Source organism: Pseudomonas sichuanensis, assembly GCF_024749065.1.
GTDB lineage: Bacteria > Pseudomonadota > Gammaproteobacteria > Pseudomonadales > Pseudomonadaceae > Aquipseudomonas > Aquipseudomonas sichuanensis.
This window is the reverse complement of record NZ_CP087185.1, coordinates 2,676,456-2,701,971: the sequence shown is the minus strand read 5'-3', so window position 1 is coordinate 2,701,971 and position 25,516 is coordinate 2,676,456. Positions and strand designations below refer to the sequence as shown.

22 protein-coding genes are annotated in these 25,516 nt (G+C 64.9%); 10 read left to right on the top strand and 12 right to left on the bottom strand.

Going from position 1 to position 25,516, the window contains the following annotated elements; all coding sequences use genetic code 11:
* Window positions 1–30: 30 nt before the first annotated feature.
* Window positions 31–1,617, top strand: a complete 1,587-nt coding sequence (locus tag LOY51_RS12365) for an EAL domain-containing protein (RefSeq protein ID WP_125463903.1) — start codon at window positions 31–33, stop codon at window positions 1,615–1,617.
* A 36-nt stretch (window positions 1,618–1,653) separates the two neighbouring features.
* On the top strand, window positions 1,654–2,541 hold the full coding sequence (rarD, locus tag LOY51_RS12360; protein ID WP_125463902.1) for an EamA family transporter RarD: 888 nt from the start codon (window positions 1,654–1,656) through the stop codon (window positions 2,539–2,541).
* Here the strand turns inward: rarD and LOY51_RS12355 are convergent.
* On the bottom strand, window positions 2,504–4,075 hold the full coding sequence (locus tag LOY51_RS12355) for a TerC family protein (protein WP_125463901.1): 1,572 nt from the start codon (window positions 4,073–4,075) through the stop codon (window positions 2,504–2,506). The two genes, rarD and LOY51_RS12355, sit on opposite strands and share 38 nt — an antisense overlap.
* 260 nt (window positions 4,076–4,335) lie before the next feature.
* Between LOY51_RS12355 and LOY51_RS12350 the strand changes: the two genes are divergently transcribed.
* Window positions 4,336–4,920 carry a LysE family translocator gene (locus LOY51_RS12350; RefSeq protein WP_125463900.1) on the top strand — a complete coding sequence of 195 codons (585 nt, stop codon included), beginning with the start codon at window positions 4,336–4,338 and terminating at the stop codon, window positions 4,918–4,920.
* A gap of 119 nt (window positions 4,921–5,039) precedes the next feature.
* Here LOY51_RS12350 and LOY51_RS12345 read toward each other — a convergent pair whose 3' ends face one another.
* Together LOY51_RS12345 and LOY51_RS12340 are read right to left on the bottom strand one after the other, a co-directional pair.
* Window positions 5,040–5,819 (bottom strand): AraC family transcriptional regulator, encoded by a 780-nt coding sequence (locus LOY51_RS12345; RefSeq protein WP_258646399.1) that lies wholly within the window; start codon window positions 5,817–5,819, stop codon window positions 5,040–5,042.
* A gap of 10 nt (window positions 5,820–5,829) precedes the next feature.
* On the bottom strand, window positions 5,830–6,372 hold the full coding sequence (locus LOY51_RS12340; protein ID WP_110992595.1) for a helix-turn-helix domain-containing protein: 543 nt from the start codon (window positions 6,370–6,372) through the stop codon (window positions 5,830–5,832).
* Between the two features lie 154 nt (window positions 6,373–6,526).
* Here LOY51_RS12340 and LOY51_RS12335 point away from each other — a divergent pair, with 154 nt between their 5' ends.
* Complete coding sequence (locus tag LOY51_RS12335) at window positions 6,527–7,309, top strand: aldolase (protein ID WP_258646397.1); 783 nt, start codon at window positions 6,527–6,529, stop codon at window positions 7,307–7,309.
* Between the two features lie 34 nt (window positions 7,310–7,343).
* Entirely contained in the window at window positions 7,344–8,237 is an 894-nt protein-coding gene (locus LOY51_RS12330) for a dihydrodipicolinate synthase family protein (RefSeq protein WP_258646395.1), read from the top strand.
* Between the two features lie 72 nt (window positions 8,238–8,309).
* On the opposite strand, the gene LOY51_RS12325 is transcribed toward LOY51_RS12330, so the two are convergent.
* The 5 genes from LOY51_RS12325 to LOY51_RS12305 all read right to left on the bottom strand — a co-directional run bounded on the left by LOY51_RS12325 (window position 8,310) and on the right by LOY51_RS12305 (window position 14,476).
* The gene (locus LOY51_RS12325; RefSeq protein ID WP_258646394.1) at window positions 8,310–8,951 is read right to left on the bottom strand and encodes a hypothetical protein; all 642 of its coding nucleotides are present in this window, start codon (window positions 8,949–8,951) and stop codon (window positions 8,310–8,312) included.
* 146 nt (window positions 8,952–9,097) lie between these two features.
* The gene (locus tag LOY51_RS12320) at window positions 9,098–11,317 is read right to left on the bottom strand and encodes a TonB-dependent siderophore receptor (RefSeq protein ID WP_258646392.1); all 2,220 of its coding nucleotides are present in this window, start codon (window positions 11,315–11,317) and stop codon (window positions 9,098–9,100) included.
* A 158-nt stretch (window positions 11,318–11,475) separates the two neighbouring features.
* Window positions 11,476–12,906 (bottom strand): short-chain fatty acid transporter, encoded by a 1,431-nt coding sequence (locus tag LOY51_RS12315; protein WP_258646390.1) that lies wholly within the window; start codon window positions 12,904–12,906, stop codon window positions 11,476–11,478.
* A 179-nt stretch (window positions 12,907–13,085) separates the two neighbouring features.
* Window positions 13,086–13,742, bottom strand: a complete 657-nt coding sequence (locus LOY51_RS12310) for a CoA transferase subunit B (RefSeq protein WP_110995784.1) — start codon at window positions 13,740–13,742, stop codon at window positions 13,086–13,088.
* A gap of 35 nt (window positions 13,743–13,777) precedes the next feature.
* Window positions 13,778–14,476: a CoA transferase subunit A gene (locus LOY51_RS12305; RefSeq protein WP_125463892.1), complete on the bottom strand. Its 699-nt coding sequence runs from the start codon at window positions 14,474–14,476 to the stop codon at window positions 13,778–13,780.
* Window positions 14,477–14,596: 120 nt separating this feature from the next.
* Between LOY51_RS12305 and LOY51_RS12300 the strand changes: the two genes are divergently transcribed.
* Window positions 14,597–15,502, top strand: coding sequence for a LysR family transcriptional regulator (locus LOY51_RS12300; protein WP_125463891.1), 906 nt, complete (start codon window positions 14,597–14,599; stop codon window positions 15,500–15,502).
* Window positions 15,490–16,311, top strand: coding sequence for an aldo/keto reductase (locus LOY51_RS12295; protein ID WP_258646387.1), 822 nt, complete (start codon window positions 15,490–15,492; stop codon window positions 16,309–16,311). Before LOY51_RS12300 ends, LOY51_RS12295 begins: the two co-directional genes overlap by 13 nt.
* A gap of 100 nt (window positions 16,312–16,411) precedes the next feature.
* Here LOY51_RS12295 and LOY51_RS12290 read toward each other — a convergent pair whose 3' ends face one another.
* Genes LOY51_RS12290 through lexA form a run of 4 tightly spaced genes read right to left on the bottom strand, consistent with a single transcriptional unit; the run spans window position 16,412 to window position 22,133 of the window.
* Entirely contained in the window at window positions 16,412–19,513 is a 3,102-nt protein-coding gene (locus LOY51_RS12290; RefSeq protein ID WP_258646386.1) for an error-prone DNA polymerase, read from the bottom strand.
* The gene (locus LOY51_RS12285; RefSeq protein ID WP_258646385.1) at window positions 19,489–20,907 is read right to left on the bottom strand and encodes a Y-family DNA polymerase; all 1,419 of its coding nucleotides are present in this window, start codon (window positions 20,905–20,907) and stop codon (window positions 19,489–19,491) included. The genes LOY51_RS12290 and LOY51_RS12285 overlap by 25 nt, the downstream gene beginning before the upstream one ends.
* 6 nt (window positions 20,908–20,913) lie before the next feature.
* Window positions 20,914–21,525 carry a translesion DNA synthesis-associated protein ImuA gene (imuA, locus tag LOY51_RS12280; RefSeq protein WP_125858453.1) on the bottom strand — a complete coding sequence of 204 codons (612 nt, stop codon included), beginning with the start codon at window positions 21,523–21,525 and terminating at the stop codon, window positions 20,914–20,916.
* Window positions 21,525–22,133 carry a transcriptional repressor LexA gene (lexA, locus tag LOY51_RS12275; RefSeq protein WP_110995789.1) on the bottom strand — a complete coding sequence of 203 codons (609 nt, stop codon included), beginning with the start codon at window positions 22,131–22,133 and terminating at the stop codon, window positions 21,525–21,527. The genes imuA and lexA overlap by 1 nt, the downstream gene beginning before the upstream one ends.
* A gap of 102 nt (window positions 22,134–22,235) precedes the next feature.
* Here lexA and LOY51_RS12270 point away from each other — a divergent pair, with 102 nt between their 5' ends.
* The 3 genes from LOY51_RS12270 (at window position 22,236) to LOY51_RS12260 (ending at window position 25,508) form a co-directional block, all read left to right on the top strand.
* Window positions 22,236–22,895: an HAD family hydrolase gene (locus LOY51_RS12270; RefSeq protein WP_258646384.1), complete on the top strand. Its 660-nt coding sequence runs from the start codon at window positions 22,236–22,238 to the stop codon at window positions 22,893–22,895.
* Window positions 22,896–23,017: 122 nt separating this feature from the next.
* The gene (locus LOY51_RS12265) at window positions 23,018–24,268 is read left to right on the top strand and encodes an IS256 family transposase (RefSeq protein ID WP_125858773.1); all 1,251 of its coding nucleotides are present in this window, start codon (window positions 23,018–23,020) and stop codon (window positions 24,266–24,268) included.
* A 511-nt stretch (window positions 24,269–24,779) separates the two neighbouring features.
* Window positions 24,780–25,508: a DUF899 domain-containing protein gene (locus LOY51_RS12260; RefSeq protein WP_125858450.1), complete on the top strand. Its 729-nt coding sequence runs from the start codon at window positions 24,780–24,782 to the stop codon at window positions 25,506–25,508.
* Window positions 25,509–25,516: the final 8 nt, after the last annotated feature.

Sequence of the window (25,516 nt, the reverse complement as noted above, 5' to 3'; positions counted from 1 at the left end):
ACACCCGTCCGCCATTGGATACACCTACGCATGCCCCTGACCACCAAACGCCCTGCCCGCTGGAGCTGGCGCACCTTGCTGCCCTGGGCCGTCGGGGTGCTGCCGCTGGTCTGCGGGCTGGCCGTGACCCGCTGGCAGACCGAGCGCGAACTGCAGGCCAACAGCCAGGCCACCGCACGCGAAGTGGTCGGGCACATCGAGATGATTCTAGACAGCCTGTCCAGCGCCGCGAACCACCTGCTGCCCAAGGCCGGCCAGCCCTGCGAAGACGTGCAGTTGGCACTGCGCATAGAAGTCACGCGCAATGCGTTCGTGCGCTCCACCAGCCTGTTCGACCGCGACAACCTGTATTGCACTTCGCTGTTCGGCAATTTCGACGAGCCGGTGGATGCGCGCGACTACACCGACGGGCAGCTCTGGCTGATGGACGGCAACTCCGTCACGCCGGGCCATCCACTGCTGGTTTACCGGGTCAGCGAGGGTGATCGCGGGGCAATCGCCACGGTGGACGGCAGCCACCTGCTGACGGCCCTGCGCCTGATCGCCCAGGATGATGAGCTGCTGGTGCGGGTGGGCAACCACTGGATGGGCCAGCAAGGCCTGGTGCACCAAGGCACACCGCCAGTCGCGGCCAGCGCCCCCGCCAGCGTCTCCTCGACACGCTACCCGTTCAGCGTGCAGGGCGGCTACGCCGCGGGCAAGCTGGGCGAGTTGATGCGCTCGCGCTACCCGGCCCTGCTCAGCCTGCTGCTGGTACTCGGCGTGGTGGCCGGTAGCGTCTGCCGGTGGCAGATACGCCGCGCTACCTCTCCCCGCGCCGAACTCGACCGTGCGCTCGAAGCCGGCGAGTTCCTGCCGTACTTCCAGCCCGTGGTGCGCAGAGGCGACTATCACTGGGCAGGGGTCGAAGTGCTGATGCGCTGGCAGCATCCGCGCGAGGGCCTGGTACGCCCGGACCTGTTCATCCCCTACGCCGAACACAGCGGGCAGATCGTCGCCATGACCCGCGCCCTGATGCTCAACACCGCACAAACCCTGGCACCCCATGTAGCGCTGCTGGACGATGGCTTTCACGTCGGGATCAACATCACCGCCGATCATTGCCGCAACCTTGGCCTGCTCGACGATTGCCGCACCTTCCTCCAGCACTTCCCGCCCGGGCGTGTGGTACTCACCCTCGAGCTGACCGAACGCAAACTGATCGAACCCACCCCGGTGACCCTGGAGCTGTTCGAAAAACTGCACGAGATGGGTGTCATGATCGCCCTCGACGACTTCGGAACGGGCCAGTCCAGCCTCAACTACCTGCGTCAGTTCAAGATCGATTACCTGAAAATCGACCAGAGCTTCGTCGCCATGATCGGTGGCGATGCGCTTTCGCAGCATATCCTCGACACCATCATCGAACTCTCGGCCAAGCTTGGGCTGGGCATCGTCGCCGAAGGGGTCGAGACCGCGGTGCAGCGCGACTATCTGGAGCGCCACGGGGTGGACTTCCAGCAAGGTTATCTGTACGCACGGCCAATGCCCGCCAGCGAACTGCTCATGGCATTGGCCACGCGCCCGGGCAGGCTGCGGTTGCCGCAAGGCGCGCCCCCTGAGATCATGCGCGGCTGATCCGCCCGCTCACCCTTCCCGTTCTTCGAGGCATTCGTGTCAAAAGGCATCGTTTCATCGGTCATGGCGTCCTGTCTGTTCGCCGTGATGTATTTCTATACCTCCCTCCTCGCACCGCTCGACGGCGAGGAAATCTTCGGTTGGCGCACCCTGCTGACGCTGCCCTGCCTGACGCTGTTCATGTTGATTTCCAAGGACTGGAAGCGGGTAGGCGAACTGTTGGCGCGGGTACGCCGCACGCCCCTGCTGCTGCTGGGCATGGTCGGCACCTCATGGCTGATGGGGGTGCAATTGTGGCTGTTCCTCTGGGCGCCGCTGCACGGGCGCAGCCTGGAGGTGTCGATGGGCTATTTCCTGCTGCCACTGGCGATGGTGCTGACCGGCCGCCTGGTCTACGGCGAGCGCCTGTCGCGCCTGCAAAAGGTAGCGGTCAGCTGCGCAGCCCTGGGCGTGGGCCACGAGCTGTACCAGAACGGCAGCTTCGCCTGGGAGACGCTGCTGGTGACGATCGGCTACCCGATCTATTTCGTCTTGCGCCGTCGCTGCCGCACCGATCACCTGGGCGGCCTGTGGTGCGACATGTGCCTGCTGCTGCCGTGGGCCCTGTACTTCGTGGTCCAGGGCCCGTTGTCAGCCGAGGACCTGGCGCAACACCAGAACCTCTACTGGCTGATCCCGCTGCTCGGGGCGATCAGCGCCAGCGCCCTGATCGCCTACGTGCTGGCCAGCCGCATGCTGCCGTTCAGCCTGTTCGGCCTGCTCAGCTACGTCGAGCCGGTGCTGCTGGTGGGCGTCGCCCTGCTGCTGGGCGAAACCATCGGCCCGGACCAGTGGCTGACCTATCTACCGATCTGGGCCGCAGTGCTGGTGCTGGTGCTCGAAGGCATCAAGCACCTGCTGCGTCAGCGTCGGCGCTCGGTGTAAGGCGCACCTGGCGCACGCGCCGCTCCTCCACCGCCACCACGGTCATGCTCCAACCGTTCCACTGCAGGCGGTCACCGACCACCGGCAGGCGGTCGAGCAAGCTCATCACCAGGCCCGCAAGGGTCTGGTAGTCCTCGGTGGCACGGGCCACGAAGCCGGTACGCGCCTGCACCTGGGCCAGGTTCAGGGCGCCGCTGACGACGAAGCCACCCGCCTCTTCCACCACACCCGGCCCTTCGACCTCGCTGGCGTCCGGCAGCTCGCCGGCGATCGATTCGAGGATGTCGGTCATGGTCAGCACACCGGTGAAATCACCGAACTCGTTGACCACGAAGGCAATGTGCGTCGACTGCCCACGCATCTGCTCCAGGGCGTTGAGGATGCTGAAGCTCTCCAGCAGGTTCAGCGGCGCCCGGGCCAGGGCCTCGAGGTCTGGCTGGTTGCCGGCCAGCAGCTCCTTGAGCAGTTCCTTCTTGTGCACGAAGCCCAGCGGTTCCTCGATGCGACCGCCGCGGATCAGCGGCAGGCGCGAGTACGAGGAGTTGATCAACGCCTGGGTGATCACCTCGGCCGGTTGCGCCAGGTCGATGGCATCGACCTTGGCGCGCACCGTCATCACCGTGCGGATCGGCCGCTCGGCCAGGTTCAGCACGCCACTGATCATCACCCGCTCGCGACGGTCGAAGACCACTTGCTCGCTACCATCCTCAACCAGGTCGGCGATCTCCTCACCCACCTCGTCAGCTTCCACCCGGCGTCCGCCCATCAGGCGCAGCACGGCATGGGCGGTACGCTCACGCAGCGGTCGGTGCTGTTGCACGCTGCGCTTGCGGCGGGCGCGGGCCAGCTGGTTGAACAGCTCGATCAGCAGCGAGAAACCAATGGCCGCGTACAGGTAGCCTTTGGGGATATGGAAGCCCAGGCCTTCGGCGGTCAGGCTGAAGCCGATCATCATCAAAAAGCCCAGGCACAGCATGATCACTGTCGGGTGGGCGTTGACGAAGCGAGTCAGCGGCTTGCTGGCGACGATCATGATGCCGATCGAGAAGATCACCGCGATCATCATCACCGACAGATGCTCGACCATGCCCACCGCGGTAATCACCGCATCCAGCGAGAACACCGCATCGAGCACCACGATCTGCGCGACGATCGGCCAGAACGCCGCATGCCGCGTCACGCCACCCGACTGGGCGACATGGCCCTCCAGCCTTTCGTGCAGCTCCATGGTGGCCTTGAACAACAGGAACACACCACCGAACAGCATGATCAGGTCACGGCCGGAGAAGGTCTTGCCGAACACCTCGATCAGCGGGGCGGTCAGGGTGACCATCCACGAGATGCTGGCCAGAAGGCCAAGGCGCATGATCAGCGCCAACGACAGGCCGATAACCCGCGCGCGGTCGCGCTGATGGGGCGGCAATTTGTCGGCGAGGATGGCGATGAACACCAGGTTGTCGATACCCAGCACCAGCTCGAGGACGATAAGCGTCAGCAGGCCCAGCCAGGCCGTGGGGTCGGCTAGCCATTCCATTAGCGGGTACTCACAAGGGCGGCGTCACGAGGACGGAGGAAGGATGGCCGGGACGGCCAGAAACTGGGGGGCTCCGCGAAGGTGCTCATATAGACCTTGATCAGAAAAAGGGATGACGATCCTACAATCGAAGCAGCTTTTTCCCACAGCGCGAAACTATTACAAAATCTGTAACAGCGGCCTTGAGCATTTTTGTTCAATACCTGCGCCGGACCTGTCGTCGATCATGACGGCACTCCATCATTGCAAGGAATCTGCGCATGAGCTTGTCCCTGTCGATGGCCGCCTTCGCCTTGGCGGCCTCCATCTCCCCAGGCCCGGTCAATATCGTGGCGCTGGGCAGCGGCGCCCGTCACGGCCTGCGCGCCAGCCTCGGGCACGCCGCCGGCGCCACCCTGGGTTTCTGCCTGCTGCTGGTGCTCACCGGCCTGGGCCTGCATGAGCTGCTGCTGCGCTGGCCGTGGCTGCAGCACCTGTTGCTGTGGGGTGGCGTGCTCTTTTTGCTGTACATGGCCTGGAAACTGGCCAGTGACGATGGCCAATTGCAGGCCGACGCCGAACAACGGGCGCCCACTGCCTGGCACGGCGCGGCCATGCAGTGGCTGAGCCCCAAGGCCTGGTTGGCGGCGGTGGCCGGGGTGGGTGCCTATACCGCTGGCGAGCAGCAACTGTTGTGGCTGTTCACCTGGATCTATGGGCCAATCTGTTTTGTTTCGGTGGCCAGTTGGGCGTGGGCCGGGAGTGTGATTCGGCAGTATCTGGGGGAGCCAAGGCGGTTGCGCTTGTTCAATCGCGGGTTGGCGCTGTTGTTGGTGGCGAGTGCGGGGTATCTGCTGGCGGGTTGAATTTCCGTCACGACCGCATCGCGGGGCAAGCCCGCTCCCACGCAAGACCGCAGAGTGGGGGGCGGGCTTGCGTGGGAGCGGGCTTGCCCCGCGATTGGGTTGCCATTGAGCGCCCTGCCTCAACCTGCCCGGTAATGCCCCGGCGTCGCCGCCAGGTGCCGCTTGAACGCCCGTTGCAGATGCGCCTGGTCGGCAAACCCGGCCTCCAGCGCCACCTCGGCAATCGGCCGGCCCAGGCGCAGTTGGGCGCGGGCGTGCTGCACCCGCTGGTCAAGCAAATAGCCGTGGGGTGTCAGCCCGAAACACTTGCCGAAAGCGCGAATCAGGTAGGCACGGGAAAGCCCCGCCGCGCTGCAGATGTCTTCGAGGGTCAGCGGATCCAGACGATGGGCGCGGATGAACGCGGCAGCCATTTCCAGCCGCGGATGCTCCGCCCTGCGCTGGCCCATTCGCTCATCGCAATAGCCAGGCAGCGCTGCGAAGAATGCAACCAGCAGCGCCTCCTTGGCAGAGGCCGGTTGGTCGTCGAACAGGCCGGCAAACACTTCAAGCAACCGACCGTATAACCCCGACGAGGTGCTGAGCGTCACCTCCGGCAGGGTAAAGCCATGCTGCTGCAGCCACGGCAGGTCGACAAACAGCATCAGGTACGACCAGGGCTCCCCCTGGATCGGGTTGCAGGTATGAACCACGCCAGGGTTCATCAACACGGTGCTGCCAGCGCTGATCTCATGCCGGGCATCCCCCGTGAGATAACTACTGCGCCCGCCCGTGATCACACCGATCGAAAAGCTCTCATGGGAATGCGCGGCATAGCACACCTGGCGCCCATCCCCCACGCGCCGGGCCTCGACAAACGGCAAGGCAGGGTCACGCCAAAACCGCGAGGCCTCGATCATCGCCCTGCCCTCATCCTTCCCCGCCCTGCACCACCACCAACAACTGGGCCTGGCGTTCGCCCACGGAGCGCAGGCGGTGTGGGGTCTGGGCGTTGAAATGCAGGGCGTCGCCCGCCTCCAGCAGCACCCGCTCGCTCATGAAGTCCACCTCCACCTGGCCCTCGTGGACGAACAGGAACTCCTCGCCCTCGTGCTCCTTGAAGGTCGGATCAGTGAACTCGGTGGGGGGCTGGATCAAGAACGGCAACAGGCTGCGCTGGCCAACCTGGGAGGTGAGCACCGCGTAACCCGGCCCCTGGCCGTTGCCGACCAGCGCCTGGCGCTCGCCGCGACGTACCAGGCTATAGCGCGCCTGGCCTTCCTGCTCGCCGTCGAACAGCTCCTCGACATTGACGTTCAGCGCCCGCGCCAGCTTCAGCGCGGCGGCGATCGACGGCGTATTCAGGCCACGCTCGACCTTGGACAGGTAGCTCTTGGTCATGCCGGATTTTTCAGCCAGCACCTCAAGGGTGATCCCCAGTTTCTTGCGCAGCAATTTCAGTCGGATAGACATGTGAAGCGGCTTTCCCGGACAAACGCACTTGCTAATGACACTTTGTGTCATATAGGATTATTTGTGTCATCTGATGGACCGCCCCTCCACCGTCGAAAGCAAGGGGGCGGGCCAGCCGAGACATCCACCATCACGCCACAGAGGATCACTCCCCATGGCCAACACCCTGACACACAGCAAAGACCAACTGGTGCAAAAGGCACTGACGCAGATGCAAGGCTCGCTCGCGGATAATACGTGGACTGTGCGCGAAAAGCTGGCCCTGACCTGCCGAATTCTGTTCGACAATGGTCACGACTCGGGCCTGGCCGGGCAGATCAGCGCCCGTGGCCCGCAACCGGGCACCTTCTACACCCAGCAGCTGGGGCTGGGCTTCGACGAGATCACCGCCAGCAACCTGCTGCTGGTCAACGAAGACCTCGAGGTGCTGGAAGGCCAGGGCATGCCCAACCCGGCCAACCGCTTCCACAGCTGGGTGTACCGCGCCCGCCCAGATGTGAACTGCATCATCCACACCCACCCCACCCACGTCGCCGCGCTGTCGATGCTCGAAGTGCCGTTGGTGGTGTCGCACATGGACCTGTGCCCGTTGTACGAAAACTGCGCGTTCCTCGAAGCCTGGCCCGGCGTGCCGGTGGGCAACGAAGAAGGCGAAATCATCAGCGCCGCCCTGGGCGACAAGCGCGCCATCCTGCTCTCGCACCACGGCCAGTTGTCCACCGGCGCCAGCATCGAGCAGGCCTGTGTCTACGCCCAGCTGATCGAACGCGCCGCGCGCCTGCAACTGCTGGCCATGGCCGCCGGCACCATCAAACCGATCGCCCCCGAGCTTGGCCGCGACGCCCACGACTGGATCGACCGGCCCAAGCGCCATGGCGCCGCGTTCAACTACTACGCCCGGCAGGCCCTGCGCCAGCACGCCGATTGCCTCGCCTGACCCTACCCTGCCTTGCTTGCGGAGCTATTTAAAAATGACCACTCAATTCCACGGCATCATCGGCTACACCATCACCCCCTTCAGCCACGACGGCGAGCAACTCGACCTGCCCGCCCTGGGCCAATCCATCGACCGCCTGATCGACGGCGACGTACAAGTGATCGCCCCGCTGGGCAGCACCGGCGAAGGTGCCTACCTCAGTGACAGCGAATGGCAACAGGTCGCCCAGTACAGCCTGGAGCGCATCGGCAAGCGCGTGCCGAGCATCGTCAGCGTCTCTGACCTGACCACCGCCGGTGCCGTGCGCCGTGCGCGCTTCGCCCAGCAACACGGCGCCGATGCGGTGATGGTGCTGCCGGCGGCGTACTGGAAGCTCAGCGAAGCCGAGATCCTCCAGCACTACCGCGCCATCGGCGCGGCCATCGATATCCCGATCATGCTCTACAACAACCCCGCCACCAGCGGCACCGACATGCCGGTGGAGCTGATCCTGCGCATCGTGCGCGAGGTGGACAACGTCACCATGGTCAAGGAGAGCACCGGCGACATCCAGCGCATGCACAAGCTGCAGCTGCTCGGCGAGGGCCAGGTGCCGTTCTACAACGGCTGCAACCCGTTGGCGCTGGAGGCCTTCGTTGCCGGGGCCAAGGGCTGGTGCACGGCCGCGGCCAACCTGATCCCCACGCTGAACCAGCAGCTGTACCAGGCGGTGCTGGCGGGCGACCTCGCCCAGGCGCAGGCGCTGTTCTACCGCCAGTTGCCGTTGCTGGATTTCATCCTCAAGGGTGGCTTGCCGGCGACCATCAAGGCCGGGTTGGCCATGACCGGGCTGCCGGTGGGCGAGCCACGGCGGCCGGTGTTCGGGTTGGATGAACCGAACCGGGTGAAACTGCAAGGGTTGCTGGATGAGCTGCGACAGCTGAAATGATCATGGCCGGGTGCGCTCCACACATGCGGTGAAGCGTACCCCGCTCCTGCGCGCATCAGCTCGACGCAGGCTTCAGTCGCACAGTTTTCTCGGCGGGGCGCTGCTTGTCAGCGGCACCGGCATCATCATTTCACCCTGGCCGATCGAGGTCAGCTCGCGCACATCGAAGCGGCAGGCCAGGCGGGCATTGTCGCCCTGGCCGATGGTGCCCATGCCGATGGTCACCTCGTAGTCGCGCCCGGCCTGCAGGTTGTAGACCCTGGCTTCTTCGTCACAGTAGATCCCCCTGCCCAACGGCGTACCCGCACCGGCCCCCAAGGTCGCAAGCTGGAACGGCGCCGAGGTTGGCACCCGGTACTCGGCCACCACTTCTTCAAGCCGGCCTTCGGCCATGCGCACGGTCGGCGTCAGGCTGAGCAACGGCGGCGACAGCCGCTTGGGCATACCCAGCTGGGCCGGAGCCTTTGGAAACTGCGGATAGTTTTCCAGTGCTCGCCCCGCCGAGAAGCGCCCGGCCTGGACCATCTGGTGGCGCAAGTTGGGTGCACAGCGGCCGGTAACGCTGTCACCGAAGACATCCGAGTTGCTGATCACCCGCATGCGTGCGGTAGGCACCAAGCCCGACGGCTCCTGATAGGGCTGCGAAGGGATGCCGGAGCAGCCCGCCAACAAGAGCACGACCAGAGAGCCCAGGCACGCCGAAACCTTGTTCATTGAAGCTCCTTCATTGCCGAATCCCACTAGCGCCGATTGCTCGGTGAGCAAATAGTAGAAGGTCAAAGCGCTCGATGCTGGAAATACAACATGCCGGATCACCCTCGTATCAATAGAAAGCTGACACGCAAGGTAAAGCCCACGTACTAGAGCTTCCAGTCCAGGCTGACCATCATCGTTCGCGGCTCGCCGTGATACACCCCGTTATAGAAGCCCAGGTTGTTGTAGTAATGCTCGTCGAACAGGTTCTTCACGTTCAGCGAAGCCGACAGGTGCTCATCAAACTGATACCGCGCCATCAGCCCCACCACCGAGAAGGCCTTCTGGCTGATCTCATCGCGCACCGTGACGATCGAACCGTTCGCCGCCCGTACTGGCCGGTTGGCCTGCTTGTGGGTATCGCTCTGCCAGTCCAGGGTGCCGCCCACGGTCAACGCCGGTGTCAGCTTGTAGGTGGTAGAGAAGCGCACCAGGTTCAGCGGTTGCTCGGGGCTCTTGCGCTGCTTGTCGGCGTTGGCCGCGTGGGTGTAGCTGTAGCCCAGGCTCATTTGCCAGTCGGGGCGCACTTCGCCGGCAATCTCGGCCTCGAAGCCTTCGACGACGTTGCCCTTGCCGCCGGATTTGTAGAACACCTCGTTGCCGTTGGGCGGCACCGAATCGTCCTGCTCGGCGACGTTGTCCTGTTTACTGCGGTACACCGCGCTGCTGAGGTTGAGTCGGTCGTCCATCAGGCTGCCTTTGACGCCCACTTCGTAGACCTTGCCGACGATGGGTTCGAGGTACTGGCGGTTTTTGTCGCGTACCGACTGCGGGTTGAAGATGTCGGTGTAGCTGGCATAGACGGTGTACTGCTCGGTGAGGTCGTAGAGCACCCCGGCATAGGGCGTCCACTGGTCGTTCTGGGTCTGCTTGCTGGGCGTCAGTTCGGTGCCATTCTGCGCCTCGTCGTACGCCCATTCGCGGCTTTCTGTCTGCCAGCTGCCATAGCGGCTGCCGAGCACGAAGTGCAGGCGGTCAGTGGGGTTGAGCCGGGTGGCGATGTAGCCGGCCTTCTGTTTGGTGGAGTCACGCGATTCATCGAGCCCGGTATCGATGTCCTGGAACTTGGCGATGCTGCTCATGTACTTCCAGTCCGGGATCTTCTGGTAACCGTCGGGCAGTGGCCCTCTGATGAAGTAGGGCGACGTGTTGCGCCGCTCGGATTCACCATAACCGACCATGAAGTCGTGGCTGCGCCCGAACAGCTGGTAAGGGCCTGCCAGGTTGAAGTCGATGGCGTCCATCTGCTCTTCGCCGCTGAAATGCTGATACCAGGCATTCATGCCGCTACGGTCGGCGGCGGGGAAACCGTTGCCGCCGTAGTACACCTTGCCATCGCTGTCGGACTCGCGATGGGTATAGGCAAGCTTGAGCAGCCAGTCGTTGGCCAGGCGTTGGTCGAGGGTGGCGAACACTGTCTGGTCTTTCAGTGGCCAGGACGACCAGGGCGCGGCCAGGTTGGTCGAGCGCGGCAGGTCGGCCTTGCCGCCAGTGGCGTTCCAGTACGGCACGGTGCCCCAGGAGGCCCCTTGTACGTGCTTGTTCTGGTAGTCGTAGCCCACTGCAAGCACGGTGCTGTCAGTCAGGTCGGCCTCTAGGATGCCGTAGGCCACCTCACGCTGGCTGGCGTATTTGTCCATGAACGACTGGCTGTCACGGTAGGCCAGCACAGTGCGCCCGCGCAGGCGCCCTTCCAGGCCCAATGGGCCGCCAACGTCGAGGTAGCCGTGGTAGTTGTCGTAGCTGCCGGCACTGGCGCCAGTGCTGATCGCCAGCTGCGAGGTCGGGCGCTTGCGCACCATGGCGATGGTCCCGGACGGGTCGCCCGCCCCAGTGGTCAAGCCGGTGGCGCCACGCACCACCTCGATACGGTCGTAGATGATGGTGTCCGAATCGGACTTCAGGCTCGAGAAGGTGTTGAGCATCCCATCGATCTGGAAGTTGTTGATCGAATAGCCCCGCGAATAATACGTCGGCCGCTCGGAGTCGTTGCGCTGCACGGTGACGCCGGTGACATGGGCCATGGCCTCGGAGAGCGTATTTAGCTGGAAGTCGTCGAGCTGCTGACGGGTCAGCACCGAGACCGATTGCGGGGTTTCCTTTATCGACAGGTTCAGGCGCGTCGCTGCGCTCATGCTGCCGGTGGTGTAGGAGCCGCTGTGCTCGGTGGTGCTGCCCAGGCCCTGGGCGAGAATCTCGGTGGTGCCGAGTTCCAGCACGTTGTCGTCGGACCGCGGTTCGGTCTCTTCTGCCTGCGCAAACGGGCTGACGGCGGTGGCACACAGGCCCAGGGTAAGGGCCATGGAACGGCTGATGGGCGCGAACATCGCTGCCTGTCTCCTTGTTCGTTTCGATGAAAGTCCTTGGCTGCCGACCGGGCGGCATTCACATGAAAACGAATCGCACATGCGAATCATTATCGATATGTTATCGAAACGTAAAAAAGGGCGGTGCCTGACCGCCCTTCCCTGGCACTACCCGAGCCTTACGGCATCACGGGCGGCACGTACTGCAAGGTCGTACCCAGCGCCCACAGCAGCACCAGCACCAGCGGCACATGCACCAGCAACTGGACGAACGAGAAGCCGATCAGGTCGCGCGCTTTCAGGCCCAGCACGCCCAGCAGCGGCAGCATGTAGAACGGGTTGATCAGGTTCGGCAGCGCCTCGGCGGCGTTGTAGATCTGCACCGCCCAGCCCAGGTGGTACTGCAGGTCGTTGGCCACCAGCATCACGTAGGGCGCCTCGATGATCCACTTGCCACCGCCGGACGGGATGAAGAAGCCCAGCACCGCCGAGTACACCCCCATCAACAGCGCGTAGGTGTCATGGGTGGCGATCTGGGTGAAGAACACCGAGATGTGGTGGGCCAGGGTCGCACCGTCGACACCCTTGACCTGGGTGAGGATGGCGGCGATCGAACCGTACAGCGGGAACTGGATCAGCACCCCGGTGGTGGTCGGCACCGCGCGGGCCACGGCATCGAGGAAGCTGCGCGGGCGCCAGTGCAGCAAGGCGCCGAGCATGATGAACAGCAGGTTGTAGGTGTTCAGCCCGGAAATCGCCATGATCGCAGGCTTGGTGGCGAACTCCTGGTACAGCCAGCCGCCGGCCAGGGCCACCAGCAGCAGGATCAGGATCGGGCTGTACTCCAGCCACTCGCCCGGGCGCGTGCGCTGCGGCGCGGGTGGTGCGCTGAAGCTGGGGTCAACGCCGCAGTCTTGCGCACTGCGCGCGCTGTTCGGCCCCGGCGCGGTGGCATAGGCGATCACCAGCGAGACGATCACCAACGCCGCCAGCATGACCCCGGACTGCCAGAGGAAGATGGTTTCGGTGAACGGGATCACCCCAGTGATGGACAGGATCGACGGCGGCAGGCTGGCCGGGTTGGCCTGCAACTGCGCCGCCGACGACGACAGCCCCAGTGCCCATACCGCGCCGAGCCCCAGGTAGGCAGCGGCACCAGCGGCGCGATAGTCCATCTTCAAGTCGGTGCGACGGGCCAGGGCGCGCACCAGCAGGCCGCCGAACACCAGCGACAGGCCCCAGTTGAGCAACGAGGCGAGCATCGAGATCAGCGCCACCCAGCACACGGCCGAACGGCCGTTTTTCGGCAGGCGCGCCAGGCGGTCGATCAGCCGCGCGGCGGGTGGCGAGCTGGCCACCACATAACCGCCGATGACCACGAAGGCCATCTGCATGGTGAACGGGATCAGGCTCCAGAAGCCATCGCCGAAGGCCTTGGCGGTGTCGGTGGGTTTGCCGCCCATCACCAGCGCGCCCAGGCACACCAGCATCACGGCCAGGGCGGCGAACACCCAGGAGTCGGGGAACCAGCGTTCGGCCCAGTTGGAGCAGCGCAGGGCAAAGCGGGCGGAGCGGCTGTCTTGGATATCAGCGGCCACGGGGTTTTCCATTTATTTGTTTTTTTGATTTTCAACACTGAAACAACGCAAAAGCCCTGTGGGAGCGAAGTCGTGGGAGCGGGCTTGCCCCGCGATAGCGCCCTACCAGGCGATCGTGGCACCTGGTCTGACGCTATCGCGGGGCAAGCCCGCTCCCACGGGTCCGCACCCACAGGGCGGGTGATGCTTGATTAGAAAGTCATTTCCTTCACATCGTCCGGCACGATCAGCTTGCCGGCGGTTTTCTCGATGATCTCTTCGACGCTCACCCCTGGCGCAGTCTCGCGCAGGATGAAGGCACCGTTTTCGATTTCCAGGTAGGCCAGGTCGGTCAGCACCTTGCGGATGCAACCGGCGCCGGTCAGCGGCAGGCTGCACTTGGGCAGCAGCTTGGACTCGCCATCCTTGGAGGCGTGGGTCATGGTGACGATGATGTTGTCGGCACCGGCCACCAGGTCCATGGCGCCGCCCATGCCCTTGACCAGCTTGCCGGGGATCATCCACGAGGCGATGTTGCCTTCCACGTCCACTTCAAAGGCGCCGAGCACGGTGAGGTCTACGTGGCCGCCACGGATCATGGCGAAGGATTGCGCCGAGTCGAAGATCGACGCGCCGCGGCGGGCAGTGACAGTCTGCTTGCCGGCATTGATCATGTCGGCGTCGAGGGTGGCCTCGGTGGGGAATTCGCCCATGCCCAGCAGGCCGTTTTCCGACTGCAGCATCACGTCCATGTCGGCAGGCACGTAGTTGGCCACCAGGGTGGGGATGCCGATACCGAGGTTGACGTAGTAGCCGTCTTTGAGTTCACGGGCGACGCGTTGGGCCATTTGTTCGCGGGTCAGTGCCATGGTCAGGATCTCTTTGTTGTTCTTGAGGATGGCGCTCAGGCCTTGACGGTGCGCTTTTCGATGCGCTTCTCGAAGGTGCCGACGATGACCCGGTCGACGTAGATGCCCGGGGTGTGGATCTCACTGGGCAGCAGCACGCCGGGCTCGACGATCTCTTCGACCTCGACCACGGTGATCTTGCCGGCGGTGGCGGCCAGCGGGTTGAAGTTCTGCGCGGTGTTGCGATACACCACGTTGCCGTAGTGGTCGGCTTTCCAGCCCTTGACGATGGCGAAGTCGCCGGTGATCGACTCTTCGAGGATGTACTTGCGGCCTTTGAACTCGCGGACTTCCTTGCCGTCGGCGACCGGGGTGCCGTAGCCGGTGGCAGTATAGAAGGCGGGAATGCCGGCGCCGCCTGCGCGCATCTTCTCGGCCAGGGTGCCTTGCGGGGTGAGCTCCACTTCCAGTTCGCCGCTGAGCAGCTGGCGTTCGAATTCGGCGTTCTCGCCCACGTAGGAGGCGATCATCTTGCGGATCTGCCGGTCTTCCAGCAGCACGCCCAGGCCGAAGCCATCAACGCCGCAGTTGTTGGAGACCACGGTCAGGCCCTTGACGCCCAGGCGCTTGATCTGGGCAATCAGGTTTTCCGGGATGCCGCACAGGCCGAAGCCGCCGGCCAGTACCGTCATGTTGTCGGTCAGGCCTGCCAGGGCCTCTTCGTAGGTTGCTACACGCTTGTCCAGTCCGGCCATGCTCAGTCGCCTTTTGTAGTTGTTGGAACCGTGCGGTCATCTTCACTGTAGTCGACTGATTTGTTAATTTTGTTTTCGTCATCGATTGATAACTTTTGCAAAACAAAGGGCAAGCCAGCCATGAACGTCAAGCAACTGCGCGCCTTCGTCACCGTGGCCAAGTACCAAAGCTTCGCCCAGGCCGGCGAGCACCTGCATGTATCGCAACCGGCCCTGAGCCTGACCATCAAGGCGCTGGAGGACAACCTCGGCGGCGCCCTGCTCACCCGCACCACCCGCAGCGTCAGCCTTACCCCCGAGGGCGAGGTGCTGCTGCCCCTGGCCCGGCGCCTGCTGGCCGACTGGGACGACACAGAAGAGATGCTGCGCCAGCGCTTCACCCTGCAACTGGGCAGGGTGTCGGTGGCGGCCATGCCGTCCTTCGCCGGCAACTTGCTGCCGCAGTCGCTGAAAGTGTTCCGCCAGCGCTACCCGAAAGTGAACGTCACCGTGCACGACGTGATCAACGAACAGGTGCTGGAACTGGTGCGCCACCGCCGCGTCGAGCTGGGCATCGGTTTCGAGCCCGACGGCAACGAAGCGCTACGCTTCCACCCGCTGTACATGGACCGTTTCGTCGCCGTGGTGCCCGCCGACTCGCCCCTCGCCCGCCAACCCCAGGTGCGCTGGCAGGAGCTGTTGGCAGAAGACTTCATCGCCCTGCAACGGCCGTCGGCAGTGCGCCTGTTACTCGAACAGCACCTGGTGGCCGGGCACGGCAAGCTGACGGTGGCGTTCGAGAGCCACCAGTTGTCGACCATCGGCCGCATGGTCGCCAGCGGCCTGGGCGTGAGCGCCGTGCCGGCCCTGTGCATCGGCCAGATGCAAGAGCTCGGCGCACGCTGCGTGCCGCTGGTCGAACCCACCGTGGAGCGGCGCATCGGCGTGATCGCCCTGGCCGACCACAAACTGTCACGGGCCGCCGAGGCGCTGCTCGACGTGCTGCTGACCCATACCCATCCACAGGAGGTGACATGCGTTACGTGAATCTGGCGGGAACCCGCGTGCCGACCATTGGCCAGGGCACCTGGTACATGGGCGAAGACCCAGGGAGCAAGGCGGCCGAAGTGGCGGCGCTGCAACAAGGCATCGACCTGGGCCTGAGCCTGATCGATACCGCCGAAATGTACGCTGAGGGCGGCGCCGAACAGGTGGTCGGCCAGGCTATCGCCGGGCGTCGCGACCAGGTGTTCCTGGTCAGCAAGGTCTACCCGCACAACGCCAGCCGGCGCGGCTTGCCGACGGCGTGCGAACGCAGCCTCAAGCGGCTGGGTACCGAGTGCATCGACCTGTACCTGCTGCATTGGCGCGGGCAGTACCCGCTCGAGGAGACCGTCGAGGCCTTCGAACGCTTGATCGAACAGGGCAAGATCCGCCGCTGGGGTGTGTCCAACTTCGACCTGGATGACCTGCAGGAACTGGACAACCCGGCCTGCGCCACCAACCAGGTGCTGTACAACCCGGCCGAGCGTGGCATCGAGTTCGACCTGCTGCCTTGGAGCCGCCAGCAGCAGCTGCCGACCATGGCTTACTGCCCACTGGCCCAGGCCGGGCGACTGCTGCATCACCCGGTACTGGCTGAAATTGCTGCGCGCCATGCTGCGACGCCAGCGCAGGTGAGCCTGGCCTGGGTCACGCGTGGCGAAGGGGTGATTGCGATTCCCAAGGCGGTGAGCCCGGCGCATGTGCGCTTGAATGCAGCGGCACAAGACCTGGTGCTGACCGAGGCGGACTTGCAGGCGATTGACCAGGCGTTTGCGGCGCCGACGCGCAAGCAGCGATTGGCGATGGTGTGAGAGATGGGGCCGCTTCGCGCCCCAATCGCCGGCAAGCCGGCTCCCACAAAGTTTGGCGCTCTCCTGTGGGAGCTGGCTTGCCAGCGATCGGGCTGCAGGCCTAATGAAAATCGCGGCTACGCACATCCAGCCCCAGCAGCAAGGGGCTGATGTCCTCCAACCGCCGGGCGATCAGATGGCGCACGCCCTTCTCGTGTTCCAGCCTCCCGCTCACCTTGAGCAACCGCGCGCCCACCAGCGCCTGTCGCTGCCGTTCGGCCAGCGCCCGCCAGACCACCACATTGACCATGCCATGCTCGTCCTCAAGGGTGACGAAGGTCACGCCGCTGGCCGTTTGCGGGCGCTGGCGCCCAACCACCAGGCCAGCCACGGCAATGCTGTCACCCTGCTCGACTTCGGCCAGCTGCGCTGAACTGCGACAGCCCAAGGCGCGCAGGCGCGGGCGCAGCAAGGCCAGCGGATGCGGGCCGAGCGTGGTGCCGAGGGTGTCGTAATCGGCCAGCAGATCCTCGGCCACGCTGGGTACGGGCAGCTCAACCGGGGTTTCTGGCGCTGCCTCGACCTGGGCGAACAGCGGTAGCTGCGCCTGCACTGCCGCCACCTGCCAGCGCGCCTGGTGCCGGTCGCGGGCCAGCGCCCGCAGCGCACCGGCATCGGCGAGCCGGGCACAGGCGCGGCTGTCGAGCCCGGCGCGCAGGCACAGGTCCTCGACATCGCGCCAGGGCCGTTGTGCCCGCGCCTGCTCCAGGCGCCGGGCATCGCCTTCGCCGAAACCGCGGATCTGCCGCAAGCCCAGGCGGATGGCCAACGCGCCCTCGCCCTCCGGCTCCAGGGTGCAGTCCCATTGGCTGTGCTCGACATCCACCGGGCGAACCGCAATGCCCTGCCGACGCGCTTCCTGCAACAGCTGGTCGGGGCTGTAGAAACCCATGGGCCAGCTATTGATCAAGGCACAGGTGAAGATCGCCGGTTCGTGGCATTTCAGCCAACTGCTGGCATAGCACAGCAGGGCGAAACTGGCGGCGTGGGACTCGGGAAAACCATAGCTGCCGAAACCCTTGATCTGCTCGAAGATGCGCTCGGCAAAAGACAGCTCGTAACCATTGCGCAGCATGCCCTCGATCAGCCTGACCCGGTGGGGCTCAAGGCCGCCGTGGCGCTTCCAGGCCGCCATGCTGCGGCGCAGCTGGTCGGCCTCGCCGGGGCTGTAGTCAGCAGCGACCATGGCCAGCTCCATCACCTGCTCCTGGAACAGGGGCACGCCCAAGGTACGGTGGAACACTTCGCGCAGTTTTTCCGAGGGGTAGCTGACCGGTTCCTGGCCCAGCCGGCGGCGCAGGTAGGGGTGGACCATATCGCCCTGGATCGGCCCCGGCCGCACGATCGCCACTTCGATCACCAGGTCGTAGAAGGTATTGGGTTTGAGCCTGGGCAACATGGCCATCTGCGCCCGCGATTCGATCTGGAACACGCCCATGGTTTCGGCACGGCTGATCATGGCGTAAGTGGCCGGGTCTTCTCCGGGGATGCTGGCCAGGGTCAGCTCACGCCCACGGTGCAGGGCGATCAGGTCAAAGCAGCGGCGCAACGCGCTGAGCATGCCCAGCGCCAGCACATCGACCTTGAGCAGGCCGACCATGTCCAGGTCGTCCTTGTCCCACTGGATCACCGTGCGCTCTTCCATCGCCGCGTTTTCCACCGGCACCAGTTCGTGCAGGGGCTGCTGGGAAATGACGAAACCGCCCGGATGCTGCGACAGGTGCCGGGGGAAACCGATCAGCTCGCCGGCCAGTACCAGGATGCGCCGCAGCGAGGGGCTCTGTGCATCGAAACCGGCCTCGGCCAGGCGTTCGGCATCGGGAATGCGGTCGCTCCAGCGCCCACAACACTTGGCCAGGGCATCCACCTGATCGGCTGGCAACCCCAGCGCACGTGCCACATCGCGTACCGCCCCAGCGGCGTGGTAACTGCTGACCACTGCGGTGAGCGCGGCCCGGTGCCGGCCATAGCGGCGGAACACATACTGGATCACTTCTTCGCGGCGATCGTGCTCGAAGTCCACGTCGATATCAGGCGGTTCGTTGCGCTCGCGTGACAGAAAGCGCTCGAACAACAGGCGGTGCACCGTGGGATCGAGCTCGGTGATGCCCAGCACATAGCACACCACCGAGTTGGCCGCCGAACCGCGGCCCTGGCAGAGGATGTGCTGGCTGCGGGCGAAGGCGACGATGTCGTGCACGGTGAGGAAGTAGCTTTCATAACCGAGTGCCTCGATCAGCGCGAGCTCCTTGTCCAGCAGGCCGCGTACTTTGTCGGTTACCCCGTTGGGCCAACGCCTGGGCAGACCCTGCTCGCACAGTTGGCGCAACCAGCTGGCGGGCGTATGAGCCTCAGGGACCAGCTCGCGCGGGTACTGATATTTGAGCTCCGAAAGATCGAAGTTGCAGCGCTCGGCGATAACCAGGGTTTCGGCCAGCAGGTGCGGTGGATAGAGTTCGTGCAGCTGATCGAGCGGGCGCAGGTGGCGCTCGCCATTGGCGAACAGCAAACGCCCCGCCTCGGCCACCGGGCAATGGGCGCGGATCGCGGTGATGCAGTCCTGCAGTGCGCGACGCCCGCGCACGTGCATGTGCACATCGCCGCAGGCCACCAGCGGCACGGCCAGTTGTGCGCCCAAGGCGTGCAGCTGTGCCAGGCGTGCGCCATCGTCGGCTGCGCGATGCAGATGCACGGCCAGCCACAGGCGCTCGCCGAACAGTGCATGCAGTTGCTGCCCGACACTGACTGGCGCATCGGCTTCAGGCACCCACAACGCCAGCAACCCCTGATGATGGGCCGCAAGGTCCTCGGCCAGCAGCCGATAGCTGCCCTTTGGTGCCCGGCGCCGTGCCAGTGTGATCAGCGCACACAGGTTCTGGTAACCGCCAAGGTCCTGCACCAGCAGCACCAGTTTGGGCCCCTGCTCCACCCGCACTTCACTGCCAACGATCAGCTTGAGGCCATGCTCACGGGCGGCCTGCCAGGCCCGGACGATGCCCGCCAGGGTGCACTCGTCAGTGATCGCCAGGGCCTGGTAGCCCTGCTCACGGGCACGGCGAAACAGTTCGTCGGCACTGGAGGCGCCGCGCTGGAAGCTGAAGTTCGACAGGCAATGCAGCTCTGCGTAGCCCTGGCAGTTCACGCGAACCAGCCCTGCAACCAAAGCGGTCCGGGGGCCGCGAGGTCACGGAAGGCCCAACCGCGCAGGCCATCGCGGGTTTCGATACGGTAGTAATCACGCCGCACATCACCGCCGTCCCACCAACCGGACTCGATGCGTTCGGCGTGCCCCAGCAGTTGCACGCCAGCCTCGGACAGCGCTTGGGGTTCAGGCAGCAGCCAGCCGGGGCGGCTGCCCGGCGCCATGACCAACTGCCCCGGCGCGCCCTGCTCCGCGCCCTGCCAGGCACATTCGGGACGATGATCGGCTTCGGCGCGCAGGCCCTTGACGGCTTCATCGCCAAGGCGTGCCCGCAGGCGTTCGCGCAGTTGCTCCCAGGGTTGTGCCTGCTGGGCGCGTGGGTCGAACAATGCCTGGTGCTGGGGCACGAACGGCGGCAGATCGGCCGCCACCAGGCGCAGGTTGCGCACCGGAGCCGGAATGCGCAGCGGCTCCAGGCGCCCTCGCGCCAGCTCGAAGAGCATTGCACCATCACGCTCGGCAGCCAGCAGGCCAACCTTGAGCACGGTATCCGGGCCCTCGGCGTGCTCCAGGAACAGCTCGAACCGCTGCACGCCGCAATCGCGCCCGGCGAGGAACGCCGCCAGGTCGTTGAGCAGCCGGCGCAAGGGAAACAACAGGGCCTGGTGCGACTCGACATCGAAGTTCAGCTCCAGCCGTGCTTCGAAGCGCTCGGGCGGTTGGTAGAACGCCAGCCCCAGCGAGCGCTGGCCGAACAGTTGATCCAGGTGCAATTGCACCTGGCTGCTGAAGCGCCGGGCCAGGGCATCACGGGGCAGCGCCACGACCTGGCCCAGCCGGTGCAGGCCCATGCGTGCGAAGGCCACGCTGGCCTCAGGTGGCAGGCCGGCCCGTTCGATGGGCAGGTCGAGCAAGGCTGCCCGGGTCTGGTCGGGGCTGGTCACCGCCAGCCCATCGTGAGCATTGGCGAGCATCCGCGCCGCCACCGGGTTGCTGGCCAGCACAATGCGCTGGCGCAGGCCCAGCCCGGCCAGCTCTTCACGCAGGCGCGCCTCGAACAGGGGCCAGGGCCCGAACAGTTGCAGGCTCGACCCCACCTCCAGCAGCAGCGCACGCGGATAATGCAGGCTGACCTGGGCGCTGAAGCGGTAGGCCCAGGTGGCCAGCAGCTGTTGCAACTGCTCGATGCACGCGGGCTCGACTTCAACGCAGGTGAAACCATCGGCCAGGGCGCGGGCAGCGGTCAGCGGCTGCCCGGCGCGCAACCCCAGCCTGGCGGCGGCCGGGCTGACCGCTTGCAGCACACGGCGCTGGCCAGGCCCACCCAGCAGCACCAGAGGAGTGTCAGGGTCGTCGCGTTGGCGCAGGACGCTGTCCAGCGCCAACTGCGGGAACAGGATGCAGGCCCAGAGCATGATGCTTCAGCCCCGAGCAATAGGGCTGGCGGGGGGCAGGCCGCCCCGGCACTTGAGCACCCGCCACTGGGGTGGGCGGGTGTCGATGGCGATCCGCAGCGCGGCGGGCGACGGGTTAAGCGCGGCCTGCTGCGGGCGGCAGGCGAACGCCAGTGCGTTACCGGTTTCCGCCGCCACCTGCAGGCGACGCAAGGCCTTGTCATCGGCGCGCTCCGGCCAGCACAGCACCGCCGCGCAACTGCCCGAGCGCAGGCATTGCTCGGCGGCCCACAGGGCATCGTCACGTTCGCTGTCGACCTGCACCAGCCAGCGCAGGTCGACACCCGCTGCCTGCCAGGCCGGGGCATAGGGAATAAAGGGTGGGGCCACCAGCACGACCCGCTCACTGGCGGCGGTCAGCCGTGCCAGCGTCGGCCAGAGCAACTGCAGCTCACCCACGCCCGGGCTGGCCAGTAACAATTCGCTCAATGCCGCCGCCGGCCAGCCGCCCTCTGGCAGGCGTGCATCGAGCGCGGCATGCCCGCTGGGCTGCAAGCCAATCGGCCGGGCCTGGGCCTGCCGGCCGCGCCACACCTGGCGCTGGTCGAGCAGCCGGTCGAGGTCGACCACCGCGCCCATCAGTCACGCCTCAGCAAGCCGCAGAACACGCCTTCGATGAAGAACTCGTGTTCGGGGCCTACGTCGATGGGTTGGTAGTGCGGGTTGCGTGGCAACAGGCGGTAGCCGTCGCGGGTGTGTTGCAGGCGTTTGATGGTGACCTCGCCGTCGAGCCGGGCGACCACGATCTGGCCGTCGCGCGCCTCGCCCTGCTGGCGGATGCCGACCAGGTCGCCATCGAAGATGCCGTCGTCGACCATCGAGTCGCCACGCACCTTGAGCAGGTAGTCGGGGGTACGGCGGAACAGGCTGGGGTCGAGCAGCAGTTGCTCATGAATGTCGAGATCGGGGCCGATAGGCGCGCCTGCGGCGACCTGGCCGAGCACCGGCAGTTCGAGAATCTCCGGCCGGCGCAGCGGCTCGGCCAGGCGGATACCACGCGCCTGGTTGGGGGTGACGTCGATGAAGCCGCCCTGGCACAGGGCGGTGATGTGCTTGCGCGCAACGCTGCGCGAGGCAAACCCGAAGCGCTCGGCGATATCGGCCAGCGAGGGCGGCTGGCCATGTTCGGTGATGCGCTCACGAATGAAGTCGAGAATGGCGCGGCGTTTGGGGGTCAGATTGTCCATGGAGCACATTTGTACTCTTTTTGTGAAACACTGAACAGCCCCCTTCGTCGTCGGCTTTGGCTATGATGCTGCTGAATTGATTCTTCAACGCCAGGATGCCCGATGCTCACCGCCTTGCTGTTCGACCTCGATGGGACGCTCACCGACACCGACACCCTGCACCTGCAGGCCTTCCGCCAGCTCCTGCACGATTACGATGGCCGCGAACTGACCCAGGAGCAATTCGACCTGCAGGTGAGCGGCCGCTCCAACGGTTTGCTGTTCGCCGACCTGTTCCCTCAGGCCGATGCGGCCCAGCGCCAGGCCCTGGCCGAGCGCAAGGAGGCGCTGTTCCGCGAACTGTCACCGAGCCTCGAACCCCTGCCCGGTCTGCTGCGCCTGCTCGACCATGCCCAACAACATGCGGTGGGCGTGTGTGTAGTGACCAATGCGCCACGCCTGAACGCCGAACACATGCTTGCGGCCATGGGGCTGAGTGGGCGTTTCGAACATGTGCTGGTGGCCGATGAGCTGGCCAGGCCCAAGCCGGACCCGCTGCCCTACCTGACCGGGCTGCAGCGCTTGCAGGCTGAAGCCGGGCAGGCGCTGGCTTTTGAGGATTCGTTGCCGGGGGTCAAGGCGGCCAGCGATGCCGGTATCTATACGGTGGGTCTGGCTACCACGCAGACGGCCGAGCGCCTGCATGAGGCTGGGGCGCGGCTGGTGATCGACGATTTCAATGACCCGCGGCTGTGGGCTTTGATTGAGCGGATGCAGGGATAGGGTTGAGATTGTATGTGGGCTTGCAGGTGTTCGCCTTAATATCTCCAGCGCCTATGAGATCGAGCGCCGCGAGGGTGTCAGAAATTTTGTGTTCGGGCATACCATGAGTAAGAGGTGCATGCATGCCAACCAAAAAGAAACCGCTTCGAGAGTTACCGAAGGTCCCGAAAGAGCTGCTTGAACAGTTTTCCGCAACCCCACTGATGACCGCAGAGGCTATCGAAGAGGCTTCTGCCGCCTTCAAGAAAGCGTTGATCGAGCGGGCCCTGAACGCCGAACTTGGCCATCACCTGGGCTATCCTCCGGGCGCGCAGCGCCCAGAGGATGAGACCAACCAGCGCAATGGCACGAGTGGCAAGACAGTGCTGACAGGCGATGGCCCGCTACGGCTGGATATCCCTCGGGACCGTGACGGCAGCTTCTCGCCCATTCTGATCCCCAAGCATGAGCGCCGTTACACCGGATTCGATGACAAAATCATCGCCATGTACGCCCGTGGAATGACGGTCAGAGAGATCCGGGCCTTCCTGTCCGAGCAGTATGGAACCGACGTTTCACCCGATTTCATCAGCTCTGTGACAGACGAGGTCATGGAAGAGATTGGCGCGTGGCAACAGCGGCCACTGGAGCCGATGTACCCGGTCATTTTCTTCGATGCGCTGCGGGTGAAGATCCGCGAAGAAGGTCTGGTTCGCAACAAGGCCATTTACTTGGCCCTGGGCGTTCTCCCCGACGGGACGCGCGATATCCTGGGCATCTGGATCGAGAACACCGAGGGTGCGAAGTTCTGGATGAAGGTCTTTAACGACCTCAAGAAGCGTGGCGTCGAAGATGTGCTGATTGCCGTGACCGATGGCCTCAAAGGCATGCCAGAGGCCCTCAGCGCAGTGTTTCCAGAAACGACGCTGCAGACGTGCATCGTGCACCTGATCCGCAACAGCCTCGACTACGCGGCCTGGGACAAGCGGCGGGCTCTGGCCAAGGAGCTGAAGCCGATTTACCAAGCCATCAATGCCGAAGCGGCTGAGCAAGCACTCGATGAGTTTGAGAACGGGCCGTGGGGCGAGAAATATCCGACGGTGGTGGCTGCTTGGCGACGGGCTTGGGATCGCGTGATTCCATTCTTTGTTTTCCCGCCCGCCATCCGAAAGGTGATCTATACCACCAACGCCATCGAGAGCATCAATGCCCAGCTACGCAAGGTCATCAAGACTCGCGGACATTTCCCGAATGATGATGCAGCGACCAAACTGATTTGGCTGGGATTGCGCAACATCACAGCCAATTGGGGAAAACCGGCCCATGACTGGAAAAGCGCGATGAATCAATTTGCGATTCTGTATGGAGATCGGTTCATCAGGCCAACCTGGTGAGAATCAGGGCCTGCCTAGCGGCAGGCCATTACCGGCCCGCACACAAAAAATCTGACAGTCCCAGCGCCGCCCGCGCGGCGCTTCGCGGGTAAACCCGCTCCCACAGTTTGTTTCGGGCCAATTATTTCTGTGAAAGTACCGGCGCCTGCCTTGGTGCATGCCTTGAGTCATGTGGGGCGGCGGCAACGCCCACACTGAAACCGCGTCGTACCAACAAGGCGGACCAGGTGATGGCGCAGGAGAGACTGGCCCGAAACAAACTGTGGGAGCGGGTTTACCCGCGAAGCGCCGCGCGGGCGGCGCTCGATCTCATAGGCGCTGCAAAATCATCGGCGAACTCCTGGTGGCCTCATAAGCGCTGCAAATCCTCCGGCAGGCACCTACCAGCCCACACACTTTCCCAAGCCATAACCCCCCCACCCCACCACTCGTCGCCCCCGCCCGCTCCCCGTCGATTCCTCCCCCCTCCATTCGACCACTCAATGAATCCCCCCAGCGCGGAGCGCGCCTCATGAACACGCCCGACAACAATCACCCCGTGGTAACCCGCAGCCAATGGCTCGCCGCCCGCCGGCAACTCTGGCTGCATGAAAAAGCCCTCACCCACCAGCGCGACGAACTCGCCGCCGCCCGCCGTGCCCTGCCCTGGGTACGGGTCGAGGAAAACTACCGCTTCCACGGCCCCGACGGCGAGCTGGCCCTGGCCGACCTGTTCGCCGGGCGCAGCCAGCTGCTGGTCTACCACTTCATGTTCGCCGAGGGCTGGAACGAAGGCTGCCCAGGCTGCTCCTTCCTCGCCGACCATTTCGACGGCGCCAACCTGCACCTGGCTCACCACGACGTGTCGCTGGTGGCGGTGTCACGGGCAGCCTATGGCGAATTCCAGGCGTTCCGCCAGCGCATGGGCTGGCGCTTTCCCTGGTATTCCTCCCACGGCAGCCGTTTCAACCAGGACTTTGGCGTGAGCGTGGCCACCGATGGCAGCGCCGAGTACAACTACGCGCCCTACTCCGGCAACGAGGCGGAGCTTCCGGGCTTGAGCGCGTTCATTCGCGACCGCGACGGCAGCATCTATCACACCTACTCCACCTACGCTCGCGGGCTGGACATCCTGGTCAATACCTACAACTTCCTCGACCTGGCCCCGCTGGGGCGCAACGAGGGCGGGACGATGGACTGGGTGCGCCACCACGACCGCTATGAAAGCGCCCCTGGCAAGCCGCACTGCTGCGGGGAATGACGGGCTCG

Bases quoted from the DNA above. Each gene is read 5' to 3' on its own strand.
- LOY51_RS12365 (WP_125463903.1), top strand. From the start codon at position 31: ATGCCCCTGACCACCAAACGCCCTGCCCGCTGGAGCTGGCGCACCTTG.
- LOY51_RS12355 (WP_125463901.1), bottom strand. From the start codon at position 4,075: ATGGAATGGCTAGCCGACCCCACGGCCTGGCTGGGCCTGCTGACGCTT.
- LOY51_RS12350 (WP_125463900.1), top strand. From the start codon at position 4,336: ATGAGCTTGTCCCTGTCGATGGCCGCCTTCGCCTTGGCGGCCTCCATC.
- LOY51_RS12345 (WP_258646399.1), bottom strand. From the start codon at position 5,819: ATGATCGAGGCCTCGCGGTTTTGGCGTGACCCTGCCTTGCCGTTTGTC.
- LOY51_RS12340 (WP_110992595.1), bottom strand. From the start codon at position 6,372: ATGTCTATCCGACTGAAATTGCTGCGCAAGAAACTGGGGATCACCCTT.
- LOY51_RS12335 (WP_258646397.1), top strand. From the start codon at position 6,527: ATGGCCAACACCCTGACACACAGCAAAGACCAACTGGTGCAAAAGGCA.
- LOY51_RS12330 (WP_258646395.1), top strand. From the start codon at position 7,344: ATGACCACTCAATTCCACGGCATCATCGGCTACACCATCACCCCCTTC.
- LOY51_RS12325 (WP_258646394.1), bottom strand. From the start codon at position 8,951: ATGAACAAGGTTTCGGCGTGCCTGGGCTCTCTGGTCGTGCTCTTGTTG.
- LOY51_RS12320 (WP_258646392.1), bottom strand. From the start codon at position 11,317: ATGTTCGCGCCCATCAGCCGTTCCATGGCCCTTACCCTGGGCCTGTGT.
- LOY51_RS12315 (WP_258646390.1), bottom strand. From the start codon at position 12,906: ATGGAAAACCCCGTGGCCGCTGATATCCAAGACAGCCGCTCCGCCCGC.
- LOY51_RS12310 (WP_110995784.1), bottom strand. From the start codon at position 13,742: ATGGCACTGACCCGCGAACAAATGGCCCAACGCGTCGCCCGTGAACTC.
- LOY51_RS12305 (WP_125463892.1), bottom strand. From the start codon at position 14,476: ATGGCCGGACTGGACAAGCGTGTAGCAACCTACGAAGAGGCCCTGGCA.
- LOY51_RS12300 (WP_125463891.1), top strand. From the start codon at position 14,597: ATGAACGTCAAGCAACTGCGCGCCTTCGTCACCGTGGCCAAGTACCAA.
- LOY51_RS12295 (WP_258646387.1), top strand. From the start codon at position 15,490: ATGCGTTACGTGAATCTGGCGGGAACCCGCGTGCCGACCATTGGCCAG.
- LOY51_RS12285 (WP_258646385.1), bottom strand. From the start codon at position 20,907: ATGCTCTGGGCCTGCATCCTGTTCCCGCAGTTGGCGCTGGACAGCGTC.
- imuA (WP_125858453.1), bottom strand. From the start codon at position 21,525: ATGGGCGCGGTGGTCGACCTCGACCGGCTGCTCGACCAGCGCCAGGTG.
- lexA (WP_110995789.1), bottom strand. From the start codon at position 22,133: ATGGACAATCTGACCCCCAAACGCCGCGCCATTCTCGACTTCATTCGT.
- LOY51_RS12270 (WP_258646384.1), top strand. From the start codon at position 22,236: ATGCTCACCGCCTTGCTGTTCGACCTCGATGGGACGCTCACCGACACC.
- LOY51_RS12265 (WP_125858773.1), top strand. From the start codon at position 23,018: ATGCCAACCAAAAAGAAACCGCTTCGAGAGTTACCGAAGGTCCCGAAA.
- LOY51_RS12260 (WP_125858450.1), top strand. From the start codon at position 24,780: ATGAACACGCCCGACAACAATCACCCCGTGGTAACCCGCAGCCAATGG.